Here is a 19,961-nt window from a genome sequence, read left to right on the forward strand (position 1 = left end):
GACCAGGGCGTTCCACAGTGGACTACGCGGCGGGCGGCGTCACCCCCGGCGGCAGGCACTCGACGTTGCGCTTGCCGTCGGGCCGCACCACGAACCACGTGCTGCCCACGCCCTGGCCCTTCCACTGGCCCGGCGCCTCGTCCTTGGCGTAGGTGTAGAGCGGCCAGCCGTCCAGCGTGACCTGCTCGCTGCCGTCGGCCCGCTTCACCGTCGACACGAGCGCCGGGTCGACGCCCTGCAGCTCGGGCTTGCCGTCGGACAGCACGGGCGGCCACGTCACGGCGCACTGCCCCTCGCAGTTGGACTTCGCCGGGTCCGGGGTGTCCTTGTCGAACCGGTACAGCGTGCGGCCGTCGCCGTCCTGCACGACCTCGCCCATCTTGGGCACGCTCTTGCCCACCAGCGTCACCTGCGGCCCGGACGGCGCGGGCGCGGCCTGGCCCTCCGGCGCGTCCGCCGCGGGTTGCTCGACGGGTGCCGCTTCCTCGCTCGTCGGAGGGGCCAGGGGCTCCGGGACGTCGCCGTAGTCGCCCTGGGCCGCGGCGGCGACCTGCTCGGTCTGCGCGACCGTCCTGCCCTGCAGGCCGGTGGCGTTGGAAGTCCACATGACCAGCGCGAGCACGGCCGCCATGCCGCCCGCGACGGCGATGGCGATGCGGTTTCGTCGGATCACACTCACTCCTCCTTGGTCCGTCAATCGCTCCACCGACGACTACGGCGCGCCCGCCGCCGCGGTTCAGCCGCCGCCGAAGACAGGGGTCGGACCTACCCCAGCTCCCACTGCTGCGACCGGCTCCCGTCGCACCGCCGCGTCGTCACCGCGCCGTCCACCGCGGCCAGGCACCGGCTGACGTCCTCGGCGGCGTGCACCCGGACCCAGCCCTCGGCGGCCAGCGATTCGAGGACCCACGTGCCCGGCGCGCCGGAGATCGACACGTGGCAGCCGTGCGCGGACTCGCCGAGCGCGACGACCGACACGGCGGGAGCCGTCGCCGCCGTCCGGTGCGCCGCGCCGTCGGAGTCGGTCAGGTGCAGCCCGGTCGCGTTGTTCCGCACCGGGCCGCGCCACGGCTCGCCGCACGACCGGCGGCCCGGCATCGCGTACGGCCGGATCGACCAGCCGACCTCGTCCTGCCCGAACGGTCGGCACTCGCGCCGGAACACCTGGATGTGCACGTCCGGCCGACCGCCCTGGTGGGCGAGGCACCCGCCCGCGCCCCGGTTCTCGACCACCACCGCGTCCGGCGCCCGCCCGCGGATCCGCCGCACCCGCCACCGCTGGTGGTCGTCGCCGGGCCGGCAGGCGTGGAAGTGCTGGTCGGTCTCCGGCTCGTCGTCGGCCGTCAGGCACAGGTCCGCCCGGACGCTGCTGCGGATCGCCCAGTCGCCCCCGCCCGCCGGTGCCAGCACCACGACGTGACCGGGGTTGTGCGAGTCGGCGCACTCCCATTGGTAGATGTCCCCGCCCTCGGACTCCGAATCGTCCGGCTGGGTGTAGGCACCGTTGCGGGCGAGGCATTTCCCGGTCTTCAGGTTGATCACGTGAGCGAGGAATTCCCGGTCGCCGGGAAATGCCTCCCCGATACCGCTGACCGCGCCGCCGCCGGTGCCCGGACGGTCCGCCACCGCCGTCATCGACAACGCGACCACCGAGGCGAGGACCACCGCCGCGCGCCCGCGCCGCGGCGCCTCCCCGGGCCGTGCCGGCGGGTAGGGGTGGTCCGGCAGGGCGATCCACGCCGTGGCGGCGGTGTCCTTCACCGCCACGTCGACCCGCCGGAACGTGCGCGGGTCGACCACCCGGCTCTGCCAGGCCACCTCCTCGTAGCACCACGACGACAGCACGAGCGCCAGCACACCGGGCGACCCCGCCAGCGCGCTCTTCAGCTGCGGCGCTTCGACCAGGCGGAACGCCAGGTTGATCGACGCGGACGTGAAGCCGTGCGGGTCCGGGAGGACCTCGCCCGCGTGCACCGCCATGCGGGCCCGCACCCGTTCGGCGTCCCGTCGCGCGGCGCGGCCGTGCTCCGCCAACGCCTCGGCCAGCGCGCCCGGCAGCCGGTCCACCACCAGGGCCTTCGGCACCTCGGGCGGCACCAGGAGGAAGACGCCGTCGCCGCGGTCCTCCCGGTGGCAGTCGTCCCACGGTATGCCGGAATCGTCGAACGCCCGGCGCAACGACCGGTAAAGAGCGGCGCGGACCGCGAGCTGGTCCGCATTCGTGCGGCTGCCGTGGGTGAATTTTTCCACGTCGACGACGATTATGGTCCGGTGCAGCGCCCGTCCATTCTCCGACTCCACTTCGTCACCATAAAGGCGCACCGGAAGCGGCGCCGGCCGGATGCGGACCCGCCCACCCCTTTCATCCCTGCCCGTGGGACCGCACCGGGGACATAGGGTGTCCTGGTGGGCAACGAGATCTCCTTCCCGCGCCAACACGCGCGCACCCAGCGGTTCACCCTCGGCGCACCCCGGACGTTCACCGCCGCGCCGGACGGCACGAAGGTGTACTTCCTCCGCACCGCCACGGCCACGAGCCGGGCGAACGGCCTGTGGGCGTTCGACACCGCCACCCGCACCGAGACGCTGCTGGCCGACCCCGGCGTGCTGCTGACCGATCCCGAGGACCTGTCCCCGGAGGAACGGGCCCGCCGCGAGCGCACCCGCGAGTCGGCCGCCGGCATCGTCGGCTACGCCACCGACGGCGACGCGCGGCAGGCCGTGTTCGCGTTGTCCGGCAGGTTGTTCGTGGTCGAGCTCGCCACCGCGGCGGTGCGCGAGCTGCCGGTCGCCGGCGCGGCCGTCGACCCGCGCCTGGACCCGACCGGGCGCAAGGTCGGCTACGTGGCCGACGGCGCGCTGCACGTGGTGGACCTGGGGACCGGCGCGGACCGGGTGGTCGCGGAGCCGGACGGCCCGGACGTCACGTGGGGGCTGGCGGAGTTCATCGCGGCCGAGGAGATGGGTCGCTACCGGGGCTACTGGTTCTCCCCGGACGGCGAGCGGGTGCTGGCGGCCCGGGTGGACACCGCGCCCGTGCCGCGCTGGCACATCGCCGACCCGGCGAACCCCGACCGGCCCGCCACCGGGATCGCCTACCCCGCCGCGGGCGAGGCCAACGCGGTGGTGGAGCTGGCGGTCCTCGGCGCCGACCGCACCGACGTGACGTGGGACCGCGAGGCGTTCCCGTACGTCACCACCGTCTCGTGGACGTCGCACGGCAAGCCGCTGGTGCAGGTCCAGTCGCGCGACCAGCGCCGGGTGCTGGTGCTGGCGGTCGACCCGGCGACGGGCGCCACCGAGGTCGTCGCCGACGACACCGACCCGCACTGGCTGGAGGTCGTGCCGGGCGCGCCGCGCTGGACCCCGGCCGGCGAGCTGCTGCGCGTGCTGCCGATCGGCGACGCGAACCGGCTCGTCGTCGGCGACCGGCCGTGGACGCCGGACGGCTTCCAGGTGCGCGCGGTGCTCGACGTGGCCGAGGACGGCGTGCTGGTCACCGCGTCCGTGGACGACCCGACCCAGACGCACGTGTTCCTGGTCGACGGCGACGACATCACCAGACTGTCCACTCAGGACGGTGTGCACGGCGCGACCCGTGCCGGTGGCGTGCTGGTGCTGTCCCGGTCGTCCCTGGACCACTTCGGGCCGGAGGTGACCGTCTCCACCGGCGGCGGGATCGGCTCGTTCGCCGAAACACCCGTGCTGGCACCGGAAGTGCGGCTGCTCACCGTCGGCGAGCGCGACCTGCGCGCGGCACTGCTGTTCCCGCGCGGCCACGTGCCGGGGACCAGGCTGCCGGTCCTGCTCGACCCGTACGGCGGCCCGCACGCGCAGCGCGTGGTGTCGGCGCGCAACGCCTACCTGGCCTCGCAGTGGCTGGCGGACCAGGGTTTCGCGGTCCTCGTCGTGGACGGCCGCGGCACGCCCGGTCGCGGCCCGGCGTGGGAGCGCGAGATCGCGTTCGACTTCGCCGGCGCCACCCTCGAAGACCAGGTGGACGCCCTGCACGCGGTCGCGGGGATCGAGCCCGACCTCGACCTGACCCGGGTCGGCATCCGCGGCTGGTCCTACGGCGGCTACCTGGCGGCGCTGGCCGTGCTGCGCCGCCCGGACGTGTTCCACGCGGGCATCGCGGGCGCGCCGGTCACCGACTGGCGGCTCTACGACACCCACTACACCGAGCGCTACCTGGGCCACCCGGCCGAGCGGCCCGAGGTGTACGACGCCAACTCGCTCATCGCCGACGCGCCGAAGCTGGAGCGCCCGCTGATGATCGTGCACGGCCTGGCGGACGACAACGTGGTGGCCGCGCACACCCTGCGCCTGTCGTCCGCGCTGCTCGCCGCCGGCCGGCCGCACACCGTGCTGCCGCTGTCCGGCGTCACCCACATGACCCCGCAGGAACAGGTGGCCGAGAACCTGCTCCTGCTCCAGGTCGACTTCCTGCGCCGCGCGCTGGCCTGAGCGCGGAACGGGGCCGTCCCCCGGCGAGGAGGACGGCCCCGTTCGAGCGTGGCGTCAGGCCAAGGAGTGGCGGACCAGGTACGGCGGGATCGAGTTGCCGACCAGGGCCAGGTCGTCGATCGTCTCCGGCTGGTAACCGCACCCCGGCAGCCGCTCGACCATCAGCGCGGTCGGGTCGGCCACCTCGTCGGCGCGCCCGAACAGGTACGCCCACTCGTGCTCGTCCGAGCCGTAGTACGCGACCGTGTCGAACACCTCGTTGAACCGCTGCCACATGCGGGTCAGCGTGGTGTTGCGCCACATCGTCTGGCAGCCCGCCTGGGACACCACGACGCCGCCGGGCGTCAGCAGCGCCTTGCACAGGGCGAGGAACTCGGCGCCGTACAGGCGGTTGTGCTGCGCTTCCTCCTCGCGCTCGTCCGGCAGGTCCACCAGGACGATGTCGTAGCGCTCCGACGTCGTCCGGATGTACTCGTACCCGTCGATGTACTGCACGCGGATCGGGCCTTCGCCCTTCTCCGCCAGCGCGAGCTCGTCCAGCGTGTAGCCGTAGGGCAGGTGCTCGGCGCACAGCCGCACGGCCTGCGAGTCGATGTCGATGTGGTCGACCACCGAAGCGCCGGCCGCCACCGCCATCTGGCACACCACGCCCTCCGACGACCCGATGACCAGCACCCGGTCGACCCGGTCGGCGAGCAGCAGCGCCGGGACCATCAGCGCCTCGTGGTAGGTCAGCTGGCTGAACTCGGTGCTCTGCCGGTCGTCGTCGCAGAACAGCGACAACCCCTGGGCGGTGCGGGCGATCACCAGGTGCTGGAACTCGGTCCTGGTGTCGACCACGACCTCCTCGACGTCCCAGTGCCTGGTCATGCCGGCCGCGAGCGGTTCGCGGATCACGATGCCTTCTCCTCACCGACCAGCGCGGGGACCCGGTGGCCCCGGCTGACCATGTCCGTCCGTGCCGACACCGCACCCAGGGCCTCGGCCAACAACTGCACCGCGAGCGCGGGCTTGGCACGCGTGCCGCACGTGAACACGTCCACGAACACGGCACCGACCTCCGGGTACGTGTGGATGGACGCGTGCGACTCCGACAACAGGGCCAGCACGGTGACCCCTTGCGGCTCGAACTGCTTGGAGACCACCTCCAACACCGTGGCATCAGCCTGGGTGAGCGCCTCGCCGAGCGCGTGTCGCAGGAACTGCTCGTCGTCGAGCAGTTCCGGGCTCACGCCTTCGAGCTCGGCGAGCACGTGCTGTCCTGCGAACAAGCCAACCGGCTCGGATTCGCACGGGAGTTCGGACATCAATCACTCCAAACATCTTCAGGAGGGGGCACAGCAGCGGACAGGCGGGAGCGCGCTCATCGCACGCAGTGGGTGGCCAACGGCGGGAAGCCGTTGAACGCCACCGACGAGTAGCTGGCCGTGTAGGCGCCCGCGCCGAGCAGGTCGACGTGGTCGCCCGCGCGCAGGTCCAGCGGCAGCTCGTAGCACGTGTTCTGGTACAGCACGTCGTCCGCGTCGCACGTCGGACCGGCCAGCACGACCGGGCCGACGGGGCCACCGTCCTTGCTGGTGACCAGCGGGTACGCGATGGCCTCGCCCTCGGTCTCCGCGAGGCCGCCGTAGCGGCCGATGTCGAGGAAGACCCAGCGGCGTTCGTCCGAATAGGACTTCCGGGACACCAGCACCACTTCGGAGCGGATCAGACCCGACTCGGCCACGATAGCGCGTCCCGGCTCGATCATCACCTCGGGCGCGAAGTCACCGAAGTGCCGGGCGATGGACGCGGTGATGGCCGCGGCGTACTCCACCAGCGGCGGCGGCTGCTCCAGGTAGCCCGCGGGCAGGCCGCCGCCCAGGTTGACCGTGGTCGGCGCGAGCCCCTCGGCGCGCAGCTTGCCGATGATGTCGGCGGCGTCGGCGATCGCGCCGTCCCAACCGTTCGGGTCCAACTGCTGCGAGCCCGCGTGGAACGCCACGCCCAGCGGAACGAGACCGAGTTCCGCGGCCAACCGCAGCAGGTCCGCCGCCATCTCGGGCGAACAGCCGAACTTCTTCCCGAACGGGTAGGTGGAACCCTTGCTGTTGACCAGGATCCGCAGCAGCACCGACGCGCCGGGCGCGTGCTCGGCCAGCGTGCGCACGTCCTGTTCGCTGTCGGACACGAAGAGTCGCACACCGCGCCCGTGCGCGTAGGCGATGTCACGCGCCTTCTTGATCGGGTTGCTGTAGGAGATGGCCTCCGGCGCCGCGCCGCGGGCCAGGCACAGGTCGATCTCGGCCGGGCTGGCGACGTCGAAGCGGCACCCCTCGGCGGCCAGCAGCTCGACCACGTCGGGCGTCGGGTTCGCCTTGACCGCGTAGAAGATCCCCACCCGGGGCAGCGCCGCGCGGATCGCCGCGAACCGGTCGCGCACCGTCGGCAGGTCGATGACCAGGCAGGGCGTGTCCGGTCGGTCGTGGTCCAGGAAACGACGAATACGAGCCATTGCCTCGTTGAGCCGGTCGTCGGCAAAGCTCGTCGTCATCTCGCTAGGGGTCCCCCTTCGCAACCATGAGCAGGCATGGTCAGACCGTGTTCGGGCACGGCCGTCCACTCTAGGTGGTGCAGGCGGAAAATGCGCTATCGGCCGGCGAACTTGTGACGCAGCTCCACGACGGTGATGTCCGGCGCCGCGCCGACGCGCACCGGCGGACCCCAGAACCCGGCGCCGTTGCTGGTGTAGACCTGCGTGCCGTCGACGGTCTCCAACCCGCTGCGCACCGGCTGCTGCAAGCCCACGGCGAGGTGGAACGGGAACATCTGCCCGCCGTGCGTGTGCCCGGACAGCTGCAGGTCCACGCCGTGCTTGGCGGCCTCGCGCACCTGCACCGGCTGGTGCGCCATCAGCACCACCGGCGTGGAGGTGTCGCGGCCGTCCAGCGCGCGGGCGAAGTCCGGACCGTCCTGGAACGCCTCGCCGGTGACGTCGTTGACGCCCGCGAGGTCGAACGACGCGCCGGCCCGCTCGATCCGCAGTCGCTCGTTGCGCAGCGGGTTGACCCCGAGCCGCTCCAGCTCCGCCAGCCACGGCTCCACGCCGGAGTAGTACTCGTGGTTGCCGGTGACGAAGAAGCTGCCGTGCGTGCTCACGAGGTCGCGCAGCGGAGCCGCCGCCTCGCCCAGCTCGTCCACCGTGCCGTCCACCAGGTCGCCGACGACCGCGACCAGGTCCACCCGCTGCTCGTTGATCATCCGCACGATCCGCTCGGTGTGCCCGCGGCCGAGCAGCGGTCCGAGGTGGATGTCGCTCACCACCGCGATCCGGTAGCCGGACAGCCGCGGGTCGAGCTTGCCCAGCGTCACCGGCACCCGCTTGACCACCGGGTCGCCCAGCGCCTGCGTGGTGCCGAAGCCGACGACGCCCGCCGTGGCCACCCCGCCCGCGACGGCGAGCGACCGCGCGATGAACAGCCGTCGACCTGGGTCGGCGGGCCGCCCTCCGAGCGTTCCCTCGGGAGCCTCCACCGGGGCGTCGGGAGCGCCGACGGCGACGGGCGCCTCGTGCGCGCGCGTCGCCCGGTTCAGCACGAGCCGCGGGATCTCCAGCACACCCAGGATCAACGAGGAGTAGAACGCGCCCGCCAGCCAGATGAACCCCGGCCACGCCACGACGGTCGCGAACGACCCGCCGAGCCTGCTCACCGCCAGCGCCGACATCACCAGCAGGTAGAGGAGGACCACGACGCCGGTGCCCACCCGCCGGCCGCGCCCCGGCCGGGTCGTGGCCCGCACGGCCCGCTTCCAGATGTAGTAGTGGGCCGCGCCCATCACGACCGCGAACAGCACGAAGAAGAACAACGCGGGGCCTCCCGGGGGTGATGGGTCCAGTTTCCACGAATCTCGGCGCGGGCATGCAACCCCCCGGGGACCCGTGGGCGTGATTACCTCGTACCGCAGCACGGGGGAGGACGAATGAGTGATCGGGACGCCGCGTTCGCGGAGTACTTCGCGGCGCGGTCCGAGGCCATGCGCGGCACGGCGTACCTGCTGTGCGGCGACTGGCACCGTGCCGAGGACCTGGTCCAAGCGACGTTCGCCAAGCTCTACGTGGCGTGGCGGCGGATCAACCGGCACGAGGCACTCGACGCCTACACCCGCCGGACGCTGGTCCGGACGTTCGTGTCCGACCTGCGCCGGGGTTGGTTCCGCAAGGAGCGGGTGAGCGAGACGACCACCGACGTGGCGGACGTCTCGCGTGGTTCGGCGGAGGACCGGCTGGTGCTGCTCGCGGCGCTGGCGCAGGTGCCGCCCAGGCAACGGGCCGTGCTCGTGCTCCGGTACTGGGAAGACCTGTCGATCGACGAGACCGCCAGGGCGTTGGGCTGTTCCGAAGGAACGGTGAAGAGCCAGGCCGCGCGGGGGCTGCAGACGCTGCGCGGCCTGATCACCCCTCAGCAGGGAGAAAAGGTGCGATGAACGAGCACGAGCTGAAGAGCGCGTTGCAGGATGTGATGGTGGCGAGCAGCCCGCCGCCACCCATGAGCCCCGGGGCTGCGTTGGAGCACGGCCGCCGCGCGCAGCGCCGCAGGCAGACCGCGTTGGGCGGAGGTCTCGCCGGTCTCGCCGTGGTGGCCATCGCGGTGGGCGCGGTGCTGGTGCCGCAGCTGACCGGTGGCGGCTCCGAGGTGCGGGTGGCGGGAGGGCAGTCGTCGTCACCGTCCGCGCCGTCGGTCACACCCACGGACGGGCCGCCGTCGGACTCGCCGCGGGCGACCGTGATGCCGCCGCCCAGCGGATCGCCGGCCGACACGAGCACCCGGTGGCCGAACGGGCAGAGCGATCGGACCGCGAAGAACGGGCCGCGCGCCGACAAGGGCGTCAAGCTGCTCAACGACCTGGCCTCGTCGCTGCCGCCCGGCGTGCAGGCCGAGGACCGGCAGCGGATCGGGTACGCCGACCACGGGCCCATGACGTGGCGCCAGGCGCAGTTCGCCGAGTACGTCGGCGACCTGGAGGTCTGGGACTACGAGGCGCGCACGCCGGTCGTGGTCACCGGTGAGGCGGGCGTCGGCGAGCTGTCCATCCAGGTCGAGACCAAGGGCAACACCCGGCTCGGCGACCTGGTCGGGTGCGCGGCGGCCACCAGGTACTCCTACCCGGTCGCGGGCGGCACGTGCGCGCTGGTCGACGTCGGGGGCAAGCAGGTCGCCCTCGTCACCGGGGCCACCCCGGACGCCGACCGCAACACGATGGACTCCGCGGCGTTCTACCGGCACCCGGACGGCACGCTGGTGACCGTCGCGTACTCGAGCGAGTTCCTGGAGTCGGGCCACCCGGCGCTGTCGCGGCCGGCGTTGACCGGTCAGCAGCTCGCGGCGATCGCCGCCGACCCGAAGTTCCACCTGGACTGAGGCCACCGCCTTGGACGGGGAGGCCGGGCGCGAGTGCGCCCGGCCTCTTCGGTGTGTGCGCCGGTGTGCCCACCGTCGCTCGTCCGAGTGTCCTCCGTTCGAGTGTTCGTGCAGGTACCGTGCTGTTTGCCATGCGGACGCTGCTCATCGACAACCACGACTCGTTCACCTTCAACCTGTTCCAGTACCTGGCCGAGGTGAACGGGCGCGAACCGGTCGTCATCACGCACGACGACCCGCGGTTCCGGCTGTCCGACCTGCGGCGCTTCGACAACGTGGTGATCTCGCCCGGCCCCGGCCGGCCGCAGCGCGACGCCGACTTCGGCCTGTGCCGCGCGGTGGTCGAGCACGCCGGGATCCCCCTCCTGGGTGTCTGCCTGGGCCACCAGGGGTTGTGCCTCGCGCACGGCGCGACCGTGGGCTTGGTCACGCCCCGGCACGGCGTGGTGGACGACGTGCGGCACACCGGGGTCGACGTGTTCGCCGGCCTGCCGTCGCCGCTGCCCGTGGTGCGCTACCACTCGCTGGCCGTGTCCGACCTGCCGCCGTCGCTGGAACCCATCGCCTGGGCGGCGTCCGACGACGTGCTGATGGGCGTGCGGCACCGGTCGCGGCCCGCGTGGGGCGTGCAGTTCCACCCCGAGTCGGTGTGCACGTCGCACGGCCACCAGCTGCTCGCCAACTTCCGCGACCTGACCGAGGCGTCGGCCGGCTCGCCCTCGCCGCCGCCGCCCGCGCCGGTTCCCCCGCCCGCGCCCGGACGTGAGGTCCTCGTGCGGAGGGTGGACGTGCACCCACCGCCGGAGGACGTGTTCGCGGCCCTGTTCGGGGCGTCCGAGGACGCGTTCTGGCTGGACAGCAGCCTCCAGGGCGGACGTGGCCGGTTCTCCGTGATGGGCGACGCGTCCGGGCCGCTGGCGCGCGTGGCGACGTACGACGTGTGGACCGGCGAGGTCACGGTGGACGGGGTGGCGCACCCCGGGCCGTTCTTCGACTGGCTGGAGGCCGACCTGGCGGCGTGGCGCGTGCGGCCGCCGGACGTGCCGTTCGAGTTCGCGCTCGGCTGGGTGGGCTACCTCGGCTACGAGCTGAAGGCCGAATGCGGCGGCGCGGCGGCGCACCGTTCGGAGCAACCCGACGCGGCATTCGTGTTCGCCGACCGGGCGCTGGTTTTCGACCACGTTTCGCGGTGCGCGTACCTGTTGGCGTTGTCCGACGAGGACGGCTGGCTGGGCCGAACGGCGGATTTCCTGCGTCGATTCGCCGCCGCGCCGACCGCGCCGCCCCGGCGGGTGCGGGCCGACTCCGTGCAGGCGCGGCACAGCCGTTCGCACTACTTGAAGCTGGTGGCGGCCTGCCAGGAGGCCATCACGGCGGGCGAGACCTACGAGGTGTGCTTGACGAACACGGTGACGTGGCGCGGCGGGCTGGACCCGTGGGAGGCCTACCGGTTCCTGCGCGCGGAAAGCCCGGCGCCGTTCGGCGCGTTGCTCCGTTTCGGTGCGCTCTCCGTGCTCAGCACTTCACCCGAGCGGTTCATCCGGGTCGACCGACAGGGTGTCGTCGAATCCGAGCCAATCAAGGGCACGCGCCCCCGCGGGGCGACCCCCGCCGAGGACGAGCGTTTGCGCAGGGCCTTGGCTGCCAGCGCGAAGGACCGCGCGGAGAACCTCATGATCGTGGACTTGGTCCGCAATGATCTGGGCCATTGCGCGGAAGTCGGCAGCGTGCGGGTGCCCAGGATCTTCGAGGTGGAGACCTACGCGACAGTGCACCAGCTCGTGAGCACCGTTCAGGCTCGACTGCGTTCCGGTAGTTCCGCCGTGCGGGTGGTTAGGGCGGCGTTCCCCGGCGGGTCCATGACCGGCGCGCCCAAGATCCGGACAATGCAGATCATCGACGGGCTGGAAGCCGGGCCCAGGGGTGTGTACTCCGGGGCGCTCGGTTACTTCTCACTGTCCGGAACGGCCGACTTCAGCATCGTCATCAGGACGCTGGTGGTGGACCGGGACAAGGTGAGTTTCGGGGTCGGTGGCGCGGTCATCGCGCTGTCGGACCCCGTGGCGGAATTCGAGGAGACCGCGGTCAAGGCAACCGCGCTGCTCAGGCTGGCAGGCGTCGGGTTCCCGGGCCGCGCTTCCCCGCCCGAGTAGCCCTTGACCTGCGGTTCTCCCCTGCGGCAGACGTGGTCCGCCGCAGGGGAAAACGAGGCGAGTCAGGAAGCGTGGGCTTCCTGGAACTGCACGACCAGGCCCTGGGGAATGCGGCCCCGGTCGGAGATCTGGTGGCCCTGCGCGCGCGCCCAGTCCCGAATCGCCTGCGCCTGCGCCTTGTCACCAGCCTTTACCGTGCTCTTGCCGGTGCCCTTGCGCTGCTTGCGGCCGCCCGCGCGGCGCGCCTTGGCGACGAAGTCGGCCAGGGACTCGCGGAGCTTGTCGGCATTGTCCTTCGAGAGGTCGATGGAGTACTCCACACCGTCCAGCGCGAAGGTCACGGTCTCGGCGGCTTCGCTGCCGTCGAGGTCGTCGATGAGTTGGACGACGGTCTGCTGTGCCACTGTTCCTCCGTGTGTGCTCGCATAGCGCGTGCTGCCCTCGACTTGTTCTGCGCCACACGCTTAGGTCGCCACCATAGTGCACGAGAGGAATATCGCCTAACCTTTCGCGGTGAAAATGTGACTGATGCCCCCGGACGGGTCATTTCGCGACACAAACCGCACGGAGCCGAAATGTGCGGCCCGCCCGCGGTCACTCCGTGGTGCCCGTCACACCCGGTCGAGTGGCCTATCCTGGACCCGGATACCCGCCCAGGGTAGGGAAGGTCGGGAGCGATGCTCGGTTACACGGCGGACAAGGACGCGTACCTCAAGCGATTGCGCCGCATCGAGGGCCAGGTCCGCGGCCTCCAGCGGATGGTCGAGAACGACGAGTACTGCATCGACGTGCTGACCCAGATCTCCGCCGCCACGAAGGCGCTGCAGGCGGTGTCCCTGGGTCTGCTGGACGAGCACCTGAAGCACTGCGTGGCCCAGGCCGTGGCCGAAGGGGGCGAAGTGGCGGAGGAGAAGATCGCCGAAGCCTCCGCCGCCATCACCCGCCTGGTCCGCTCCTGACCGCCCCCGCCCGGCCGCCACCCCGAACGGCGGCCGGGCGACCTGATCGAGTACAGTGCTCCCGCCGGCCCCCGTAGCCCAATCGGCAGAGGCAGCGGACTCAAAATCCGTCCAGTGTGCGTTCGAGTCGCACCGGGGGCACCAGGTCTGACCAGGCCGAACAACTGAAGATCACGCAGAGTTGATGATCTCTGTCCATGGCGGTGTCCTTGAGTACACTGAGTGACATGGGCAGAGTCAGTGCTGCGCGCCGCCCGAAGGGCAACATCCGGGAGCGCGGGAACTCTCTTCAGGTCCGGTACTTCGCCGGACGAGACCCGGTCACGGGCAAGGACGTCTACCTCACCGCCACGATCCCCGGCCGCGACGACGCGGCCTACCGCAAGGCTGAGGACAAGCTCGCCGAGTTCCGCACCCAGGTGAACAAGCAGCGCTCCGCCGAGTCGAGCGTCTCGCTGTCCTATGCGCTGCACGAGTGGATGCGGACCAGCGAGATCGAGGACAGCACGCGCAAGACCTACGTCGGGTACATCGAGCGCACCATCAAGCCGGCGGTCGGTGGTCTCCCGGTGAAGAAGATCACTCCGCGCATCCTGGAGAGCTTCTACACGGAACTTCGCCGCTGCCGGGTGCGCTGTGACGGCAAGCCGTACGTCGAAAAGCACGTCACCGACGAGCCGCACGACTGTGTGGAGAAGAAGTGCAAGCCTCATGTTTGCAAGGGGATGGCTGCCTCGACGGTCCGTCAGATTCACTCGATCCTCAGCGGCACACTGGATGCCGCCGCGCGGTGGGAGTGGATTGACGCCAGTCCGGCGCAGCTCGCCCGACGCCCGAAGCAGAAGCCGCCACAGCCGGACCCGCCCACTCCTGCCGAAGCCGCTCGCTTGGTCGAAGAGGCGTTCCGGATGGATGACGACTGGGGCACTTTGGTGTGGCTGGTCATGACGACGGGGATGCGTCGCGGCGAGCTGTGCGGCCTGCGGTTCAACCGAGTGGACCTCGACGCGGAGCTGATCGACCTACGTCGTAACTGGGTTGGTGGCAAGGAGAAGGACACCAAGACGCACCAGAATCGCCGGATCGCGCTGGACTCCGAAACGGTCGCGCTGCTCCGCGAGCATCGTGAGCGCGTGGCTGAACGGGTGCGTTCGGTCGGTGGCGAGTTCACCGAAGACCTGTTCGTGTTCAGCGGTACGCGGACTCTCGACCACAAGGAGCCGTACTCGCCGAACGCCGTGACCCAGCGATACAAGGACATGGCAACCAGGCTGGGGATCGACACCCACCTGCACGCACTACGGCACTACTCGGCCACGGAGTTGTTGACTGCCGGCGTGGACCTCCGCACGGTCGCCGGACGTCTCGGCCACGGTGGGGGAGGCGCGACCACATTGCGCGTCTACGCCGCGTGGGTCGCAGCGTCGGACCGCAAGGCAGCCGAAATCCTCGGGTCACGGATGCCGAAGCGGGCGCGCAAGTGATGTCAGCCGGTTAGAGCTTCCAGCCTCCGGCGCTGTCGGACGGACCCGACTTGTGCGGCGAGAAGTCGTGCGCGTTCGGCATGGGCGGACGCATCACGCCGTTCGCCGTGCACCGACAACACCTGCACCAAGTCGACACGCAGCGCCGTTTCCGCCCGTGCGAAATCCGGGTGTAGTCGGTCGAGGGCGCTCGACAGCACGTCCACCGCCTCGGGTTCGCCGAGTCGCGCAAGCGCACTACCTCGCCACCTGGTGAGGTGCGTTCCGTCGAACACCAGGAACGGCGCTTCGGTGTCGTCGGCGTCGGCGGGCAAGACCCACTCGGCGTGGTCGAACGTGCGAAGGCTGCCGTCACGATCACCCGCTGCCGCCAACGCTTCGCCGTGACCGGCCAGCAGCCACGAGGTCAGCAATCCCGGTGCGCGGTGTTCTGCAACAGCGCACGCGTACCGCGTCAACTCGACCGCGGATTCCGACTCGCCGATGTCGAGCAGCACGACGGCTTGTCCGGCGCAGGCGTAAGCCTCCAGAGCGCTCGATTCCGCCACGCGTGCCGCGCTCCGTGCCTGGTCGTAGTGCTCCCAGGATTCACGCAACAACCCCTGGTCGAGCGACTGCCAACCCGCGAGCGTCGACGCGTCGACCAGTACCCGCGCGAGTGCCGTCCTCGACCGTTGGTCGAGGACGTTCCCGAGCAAACTCCACATCTGGCTGATCTGTGCCCGCAGCTCGCCGAGCAACTCCGACGCGCCCAGACGTCGATCAATGACCCGCGTGAGGTCGAGCTTCTGCTGAAGCAGTGACACGGTCTCTCGATCGACGGCGCGACCGGACCTGATCCGCGCCCGCAGCTCCAACGCCTCACTTGACCACGCCTGCGCTTCGGACGGAGAGGGCGCGGCTGGCTTCAACAGTCGGTCGATCGGCACGCCGAGCATTTCCTCAAGCAGTCGCTTGGTGCCCGCTCGGACAGGTCCGAGGGGTCGGCCGTCGGTGCGTCGGCCGGTTGCCAGGCGGTTGACGTGGCGGGCGCTGAGGGTGGCGTCGATGCCGTGTTCGTGGGCGAACAGGTTGGCCTGTTCGCTGAACTGTTCCGGCGTCAGCCCGCGCTCGTGGAGCAGCTCGCCCAGCAGCGTGCTTCGGTGCCCTGACCCCATCGGATGATCTCCATGTCACCAATGTCAGCGCTGACGACTATACGACCCCATAGGTCCGCGTAGGTCCTTGGCAGGTTATTTCCCGCGACTGGACCACCGGGAAAGCTGAAGTCAGCGAATCGTCGAAGGTGGTGATGATCGTGGCGTGGAGTGAGTTGGCCGGTGATCTCGGTGGGGTTGGGCTGTTCCTGGTGTGGCTCGTGATCCCTCTGCTCTACCTCGTCGTCATCGGTCGGCGGTACGTCCGGCAATGCCAGGAGAGCGCTCGAACGGCGGTGTGGGCGTGCGACGAGGTGCGCCAGATCCGCGAGGAACAGAGGGAGGGTGGCCATGAGCCTGACGCTCGTGGATGACGAGGACGGCGAGAAGACCCGCGTCTCGCTGCTCGATGACCCGAAGGTCGTCGGTGAGATGCAGGAGTTCGTGGACGATCAGGCTCCGCGCGTGTTCGCGGTGGTTCAGGAGACGTTCGGGCCGCCGGAGGACTTGCAGATCGTGGCGTGGGGGATGACCACCAAGACGGGTGTCGAGGTGATCAGCGTGCACGGCGGGATGCGCATGGGTCTGCAGTCTGCGGAGAACGCGCTGATCTTCTACCGGGCCGGTGGGAGTGCGATTCCCCGGATCTTCTGGGTCGGGGGCGAGCGTGGGGAGTAACGGGCTGGAGACCGCACTGGAGTGCGTCGCGCGTGGGTGGCCGGTGGTGCCGGGTGCGCTGTGGGTCGGTGACATCTACGTCGACCCGGTGACCAACTCCGAGCGGGACGCACTGGCCCTGTCGTCTTCGGCTATGGCGACGTTGGACCCGGCGGAGGTTCGGCGGCTGTGGCCGGTGACGGAAGGGAACGTCACGCGGTCAGCGTTGGCGGTGCTCGGGTCGCTGATGACTGCGGTAGTGGTCGAGCCCGAGTTGGCGCGGCGAGTGGTCACCTCGGAGGCGTTCCGTGCGTCGCCGTCGCCGGTGGTCCTGCTTCCGGTTCCGACTCTCGGCCTGATGATCGAGTCCGCCGTGGTCGTGGTGTCGTCGGCGGATGGGCTGGACGAGAAGTTGGTCTTCCCTTCGGGCGGGTTGCTGCCGTTGCCGCCGGCGGTGGTCGAGGGTGAGCCGACGCGGTGGCTCGTGTCGCCTGCCGACTGCGATGGGTTGATGAGCGGCCCGGAGTTGGCGCGCCTGTTGGCGCTGGAGGCTTCCAACCGTCGTTGACCGCGCCTTCGACGGTTGGGCATGAGGTGCCGGACGCCTCCCCCGGCACCTGTGGGACGGGACGGCCGTGTGCGAACCATCCACTCGGATGGGCCGCACACGGCCGTTTCGTGCTGCTTGGGACGGGTGTCCCGTCCCGCCCGTCACGCGTCACGACGGCTTGTTTGCGCTGGTGAGACGCACTTTGAACCGTGTCACAACCGGTGGGACGGGTCCGCCGGCGTGGGACGGGGTCTGGGACGGGTCAGTGGTCATCCTCGACCACCTCCCCGTCCACGATCGAGCCTTCTCGGACTGCGGCGAGCGCCGCGCGGATGTCGGCGACGAGGTAGCCGCGCACCTGGCGCACTCCGTCTTCGGTGGTGATCCGGTCACGGGTCGGGCGGCACCCGAACTCGCCCATGCGCAGACCGAACGCCGTGGGCTCGACGTTCAGCGCGTCCACGAGTTCCGCCGTGGGAACGAAGTCACGGCGACCGGGCTGGAGATCGTCCCCGAGGTAGTCCACAACGGACGCCAGTGGTTCGGGTACCTCGGCTTCTGTCGTGCGTTCGGTGATTGTCCCGACCGCTTTGGCCACTGCGGCGTGGTCGAGCATCGGCCGGTTGTGCTGTCCGGCCGCGTGGCCGGACAGCGTGCCCTCTGCCTCTCGCAGCGCGCGTCCACGGGCGCAGATGGCTCGCCAGTCCTCGTTGGGCATGTAGTAGGTCCGCACGGTTGTGGCGAGTACGTCGGCTCCTGCTGTGGTCTCTCCGTCCGGGCGGAGGATGCCGACGCCCTTGTGCGTTGCCAGTAGTCGGCTGCTGTCGTAGCCGCGTGTGTTCATCTGCTCGCCCAACACGATGTTGCTGTCACGCCAGTCCATGACCCGCAGCGCGAACCGTGAGCCGAGCACCGCCCGCAGGTTGCTCGGGATGGTCTTGCTGTCCGGCCGCTGGGTGGCCAACACGAGCACGATTCCCGCCGCCGGTCCCTTGCGGGCAAGCCACGTCAGCAGCTCGCCCACGTACTCGCCTGCGGTGAGCTTCTTGTCCTGCACCTCCAGCGAGGTCCGGTCCTCCAGCGGGATCTGCACTTCGTCAATGAAGATCGCGGTCACCGGCATGCCGAGGTTCGGGTCACGGGACATGGCGGGCGTGATCTTCGATTCCGGGCACACCTCGTCGTCAAGGTCCTGCATCCGCCGGTAACGGCCCTGCACCTCGGCGACGAGTTCCACGAGCCAGTCCACGAGCGCCAGAACGTGCGCCGGTTCGTCACCGGCCATGAACCGATGCGCGACCTGTGCCGCCGCGTGCCAGTCCTTTCCAGCCTTGAAGTCGGCCACGTAGAGCCGTGTGTGCGGGTCCAGGATCAGCCCCGCGGCTGCCAACCGTGCCGCGAAAGTCTTGCCCTGCCTGGGAATTGCGCCCACGAGCAACGATGTCCACACCAACGGCAAGTCCACCCGCCGCTGTCGCGCGTCACGGCCGAACGGCACCGGCCGCCACGCGTCCCACCGCTCCACGGTGAGCAACGGCGTCCGCAGTGGAGGCGAGCCGTAGGGGTCTTCGTCGGCGACCCACAGTGCGACCCTGCCCGCGTGGCCGCCGTTGCCGCGTACGCGCTCCACGATGAGCTGTACCTCGTCCACCGCCAGCGCCGATGCCAACGCCTCCCGGTTCTTCACCACGTCGGCCGCCTTGCGGGTCGCGGGCAGGTCCACGGTGACCGCCCACCCGTCACCCTGCCTCGTGGCTCGCTCGACCAGCCGTAGCGACTCGTCTTTGCCGATCAGCTTCGCGTCTCGGAAGGCGTCCACGAGTACCTGAGGGTCCATAGTCCACGTCAGCGTCCGTGGTCCGGACAGCACCGGCTTGCGCCCCGGTGAGCCGTCCTTGCGGCGACCGAGCACCGCCAACGCGACCGCGACCGCACCACCGCCAGTCCAGAGCACCCGGTGGCCGTAGACGAGATCGAGCACTGCGACCGCCACACCGGTGGCTGCGAGGGTGGCGCCGGTGACCTTCCACCGGAACAGTCCCAGCGCCCGGATGTCGGTGAACTTGTCCGCCAACTTCTCCGACTGTTCCGCAGCCGCCCTGTAGTCGGCAACCCGCACCCACGACCGCCACCACCGCAGCGCAACCACGAACCCACGCACGACCGCGCCGACGAACCGGAACGGCGACCGCAGCAGCGCCACCACGAAATCCTTGACAGCCTGCGTTATGAGCCGTCGTGACTTCAGGGCGCTGGGCACACGCGGCGAACGCAGCCACCAGTCCGTCAGCCGCCGTGCCCACGACGCCCGCCGAAGCGGTGCCCCGTCGTTCATGAACTCGCCTTCAAGAACCGCGCTCACGACCTCCCTGCCGTTCATGACTCATTCCCGCCCACTTCGCGGAGGAGCGTGGCGGCGAGCCGCGAGGACAGCCCGCGCGAGCACCCGGTGACCTCACGGACCCATGACGGCGTCACCGTGGTCCCTGGTGTCCACGCTGCGCGTGCGGCCGACAGGTACTCCTCGAACGTGGTCCTCCTGGCCTTCGTTCGCGACCGCGGTTCATGAACGGTCGCCGGAGCACGCCGGTCGGCTTCCGTGAACGCTGCCGACACCGCTTCGGTCAGCTTGTCCCGAAGGTCCGTGACCGCCTCCGCCGCGACGAACACCACGAGCGGCGGGACCGAGTGCAGCACGATCCCCGACAGCGAACCGGCCGCGTAGGACGCCCAGGTGTTCATGACGTAGGTGGCAGCGAGCGTGAACCACTTCGCCCGCCGCACCCACGGCCCGGTCCGCACCCGGTATCGCGCCGTCACCTGCTCCGCCCGCAGGATCGCGAGCAACACGAGTGACACCGTGGGATCGAGCAGCCACGCCGCCAGCCACGGCAGAGACCACACGGGCGCGTCACCGGCCGCGAAGTGCTGGACGTTGGTCATGGTGAAGCCGAGACCGAGCACGATCCCCGCCCAGCACAGCCGGTCGACCTGCGCCCGTACGCGCTCGACCCGCAACGCGACCACGTCCGGCCGCGCCTGGTGCGCCCGCAGTTCAGCCGCTTCGGCAGCCTCCCGCGCCAACCTGTCCGCCGTGTTCTCGTCCGGCGCGGCGGGTGGCCGCCCGAAGGCGACCACCCTTCCCACACCCTTCGG

18 protein-coding genes and 1 tRNA gene are annotated in these 19,961 nt (G+C 70.6%); 9 read left to right on the forward strand and 10 right to left on the reverse strand.

All coding sequences use genetic code 11. From position 1 onward, the window contains the following. Positions 1-22: 22 nt before the first annotated feature. Positions 23-673 (reverse strand): COG4315 family predicted lipoprotein, encoded by a 651-nt coding sequence (locus FHX81_RS30275; protein WP_141981655.1) that lies wholly within the window; start codon positions 671-673, stop codon positions 23-25. Between the two features lie 92 nt (positions 674-765). Beyond that, entirely contained in the window at positions 766-2,250 is a 1,485-nt protein-coding gene (locus FHX81_RS30280) for an RICIN domain-containing protein (protein ID WP_141981657.1), read from the reverse strand. A gap of 156 nt (positions 2,251-2,406) precedes the next feature. Between FHX81_RS30280 and FHX81_RS30285 the strand changes: the two genes are divergently transcribed. Then, positions 2,407-4,467 (forward strand): S9 family peptidase, encoded by a 2,061-nt coding sequence (locus tag FHX81_RS30285; protein WP_141981659.1) that lies wholly within the window; start codon positions 2,407-2,409, stop codon positions 4,465-4,467. Positions 4,468-4,521: 54 nt separating this feature from the next. Here FHX81_RS30285 and FHX81_RS30290 read toward each other — a convergent pair whose 3' ends face one another. The 4 genes from FHX81_RS30290 to FHX81_RS30305 all read right to left on the reverse strand — a co-directional run bounded on the left by FHX81_RS30290 (position 4,522) and on the right by FHX81_RS30305 (position 8,313). Then, on the reverse strand, positions 4,522-5,364 hold the full coding sequence (locus tag FHX81_RS30290) for a spermidine synthase (RefSeq protein ID WP_141981661.1): 843 nt from the start codon (positions 5,362-5,364) through the stop codon (positions 4,522-4,524). After that, positions 5,361-5,774 carry an adenosylmethionine decarboxylase gene (speD, locus tag FHX81_RS30295; RefSeq protein WP_073888559.1) on the reverse strand — a complete coding sequence of 138 codons (414 nt, stop codon included), beginning with the start codon at positions 5,772-5,774 and terminating at the stop codon, positions 5,361-5,363. Before speD ends, FHX81_RS30290 begins: the two co-directional genes overlap by 4 nt. Positions 5,775-5,830: 56 nt before the next feature. Beyond that, positions 5,831-7,000, reverse strand: a complete 1,170-nt coding sequence (locus tag FHX81_RS30300; protein WP_141981662.1) for a type III PLP-dependent enzyme — start codon at positions 6,998-7,000, stop codon at positions 5,831-5,833. A 95-nt stretch (positions 7,001-7,095) separates the two neighbouring features. After that, entirely contained in the window at positions 7,096-8,313 is a 1,218-nt protein-coding gene (locus tag FHX81_RS30305; RefSeq protein ID WP_246108036.1) for a metallophosphoesterase, read from the reverse strand. A 114-nt stretch (positions 8,314-8,427) separates the two neighbouring features. Here FHX81_RS30305 and FHX81_RS30310 point away from each other — a divergent pair, with 114 nt between their 5' ends. From FHX81_RS30310 to pabB, 3 genes are all read left to right on the forward strand, one after another. Continuing rightward, a complete protein-coding gene (locus tag FHX81_RS30310) occupies positions 8,428-8,931 on the forward strand; it encodes a SigE family RNA polymerase sigma factor (protein WP_141981665.1) in 504 nt (167 codons plus the stop codon). Further along, positions 8,928-9,866 carry a hypothetical protein gene (locus tag FHX81_RS30315; protein ID WP_141981667.1) on the forward strand — a complete coding sequence of 313 codons (939 nt, stop codon included), beginning with the start codon at positions 8,928-8,930 and terminating at the stop codon, positions 9,864-9,866. The genes FHX81_RS30310 and FHX81_RS30315 overlap by 4 nt, the downstream gene beginning before the upstream one ends. A 131-nt stretch (positions 9,867-9,997) precedes the next feature. Continuing rightward, positions 9,998-12,019: an aminodeoxychorismate synthase component I gene (gene pabB, locus FHX81_RS30320; protein WP_141981669.1), complete on the forward strand. Its 2,022-nt coding sequence runs from the start codon at positions 9,998-10,000 to the stop codon at positions 12,017-12,019. A gap of 62 nt (positions 12,020-12,081) precedes the next feature. On the opposite strand, the gene FHX81_RS30325 is transcribed toward pabB, so the two are convergent. Beyond that, complete coding sequence (locus FHX81_RS30325; protein WP_015104119.1) at positions 12,082-12,423, reverse strand: histone-like nucleoid-structuring protein Lsr2; 342 nt, start codon at positions 12,421-12,423, stop codon at positions 12,082-12,084. A gap of 273 nt (positions 12,424-12,696) precedes the next feature. On the opposite strand from FHX81_RS30325, the gene FHX81_RS30330 reads away from it, so the two are divergent. From FHX81_RS30330 to FHX81_RS30340, 3 genes are all read left to right on the forward strand, one after another. Next, positions 12,697-12,978 carry a metal-sensitive transcriptional regulator gene (locus FHX81_RS30330; protein ID WP_053722042.1) on the forward strand — a complete coding sequence of 94 codons (282 nt, stop codon included), beginning with the start codon at positions 12,697-12,699 and terminating at the stop codon, positions 12,976-12,978. A gap of 67 nt (positions 12,979-13,045) precedes the next feature. Then, positions 13,046-13,122, forward strand: a tRNA-Leu gene (locus FHX81_RS30335). An 83-nt stretch (positions 13,123-13,205) separates the two neighbouring features. After that, entirely contained in the window at positions 13,206-14,462 is a 1,257-nt protein-coding gene (locus FHX81_RS30340) for a site-specific integrase (RefSeq protein ID WP_246108037.1), read from the forward strand. Between the two features lie 2 nt (positions 14,463-14,464). Here FHX81_RS30340 and FHX81_RS30345 read toward each other — a convergent pair whose 3' ends face one another. Further along, positions 14,465-15,619: an NsdA family TPR-like regulatory protein gene (locus FHX81_RS30345; RefSeq protein WP_141981672.1), complete on the reverse strand. Its 1,155-nt coding sequence runs from the start codon at positions 15,617-15,619 to the stop codon at positions 14,465-14,467. Positions 15,620-15,949: 330 nt separating this feature from the next. Here FHX81_RS30345 and FHX81_RS30350 point away from each other — a divergent pair, with 330 nt between their 5' ends. Both FHX81_RS30350 and FHX81_RS30355 read left to right on the forward strand, forming a co-directional pair. Further along, complete coding sequence (locus FHX81_RS30350; protein WP_141981674.1) at positions 15,950-16,276, forward strand: hypothetical protein; 327 nt, start codon at positions 15,950-15,952, stop codon at positions 16,274-16,276. After that, a complete protein-coding gene (locus FHX81_RS30355; protein WP_141981676.1) occupies positions 16,266-16,823 on the forward strand; it encodes a hypothetical protein in 558 nt (185 codons plus the stop codon). The genes FHX81_RS30350 and FHX81_RS30355 overlap by 11 nt, the downstream gene beginning before the upstream one ends. Positions 16,824-17,067: 244 nt before the next feature. On the opposite strand, the gene FHX81_RS30360 is transcribed toward FHX81_RS30355, so the two are convergent. Both FHX81_RS30360 and FHX81_RS30365 read right to left on the reverse strand, forming a co-directional pair. Further along, entirely contained in the window at positions 17,068-19,185 is a 2,118-nt protein-coding gene (locus FHX81_RS30360; protein ID WP_141981678.1) for an FtsK/SpoIIIE domain-containing protein, read from the reverse strand. Then, complete coding sequence (locus FHX81_RS30365) at positions 19,182-19,943, reverse strand: hypothetical protein (RefSeq protein WP_246108038.1); 762 nt, start codon at positions 19,941-19,943, stop codon at positions 19,182-19,184. Before FHX81_RS30365 ends, FHX81_RS30360 begins: the two co-directional genes overlap by 4 nt. Positions 19,944-19,961 lie beyond the last annotated feature (18 nt).

The sequence above is a fragment of the Saccharothrix saharensis genome (assembly GCF_006716745.1).
Taxonomy (GTDB): domain Bacteria; phylum Actinomycetota; class Actinomycetes; order Mycobacteriales; family Pseudonocardiaceae; genus Actinosynnema; species Actinosynnema saharense.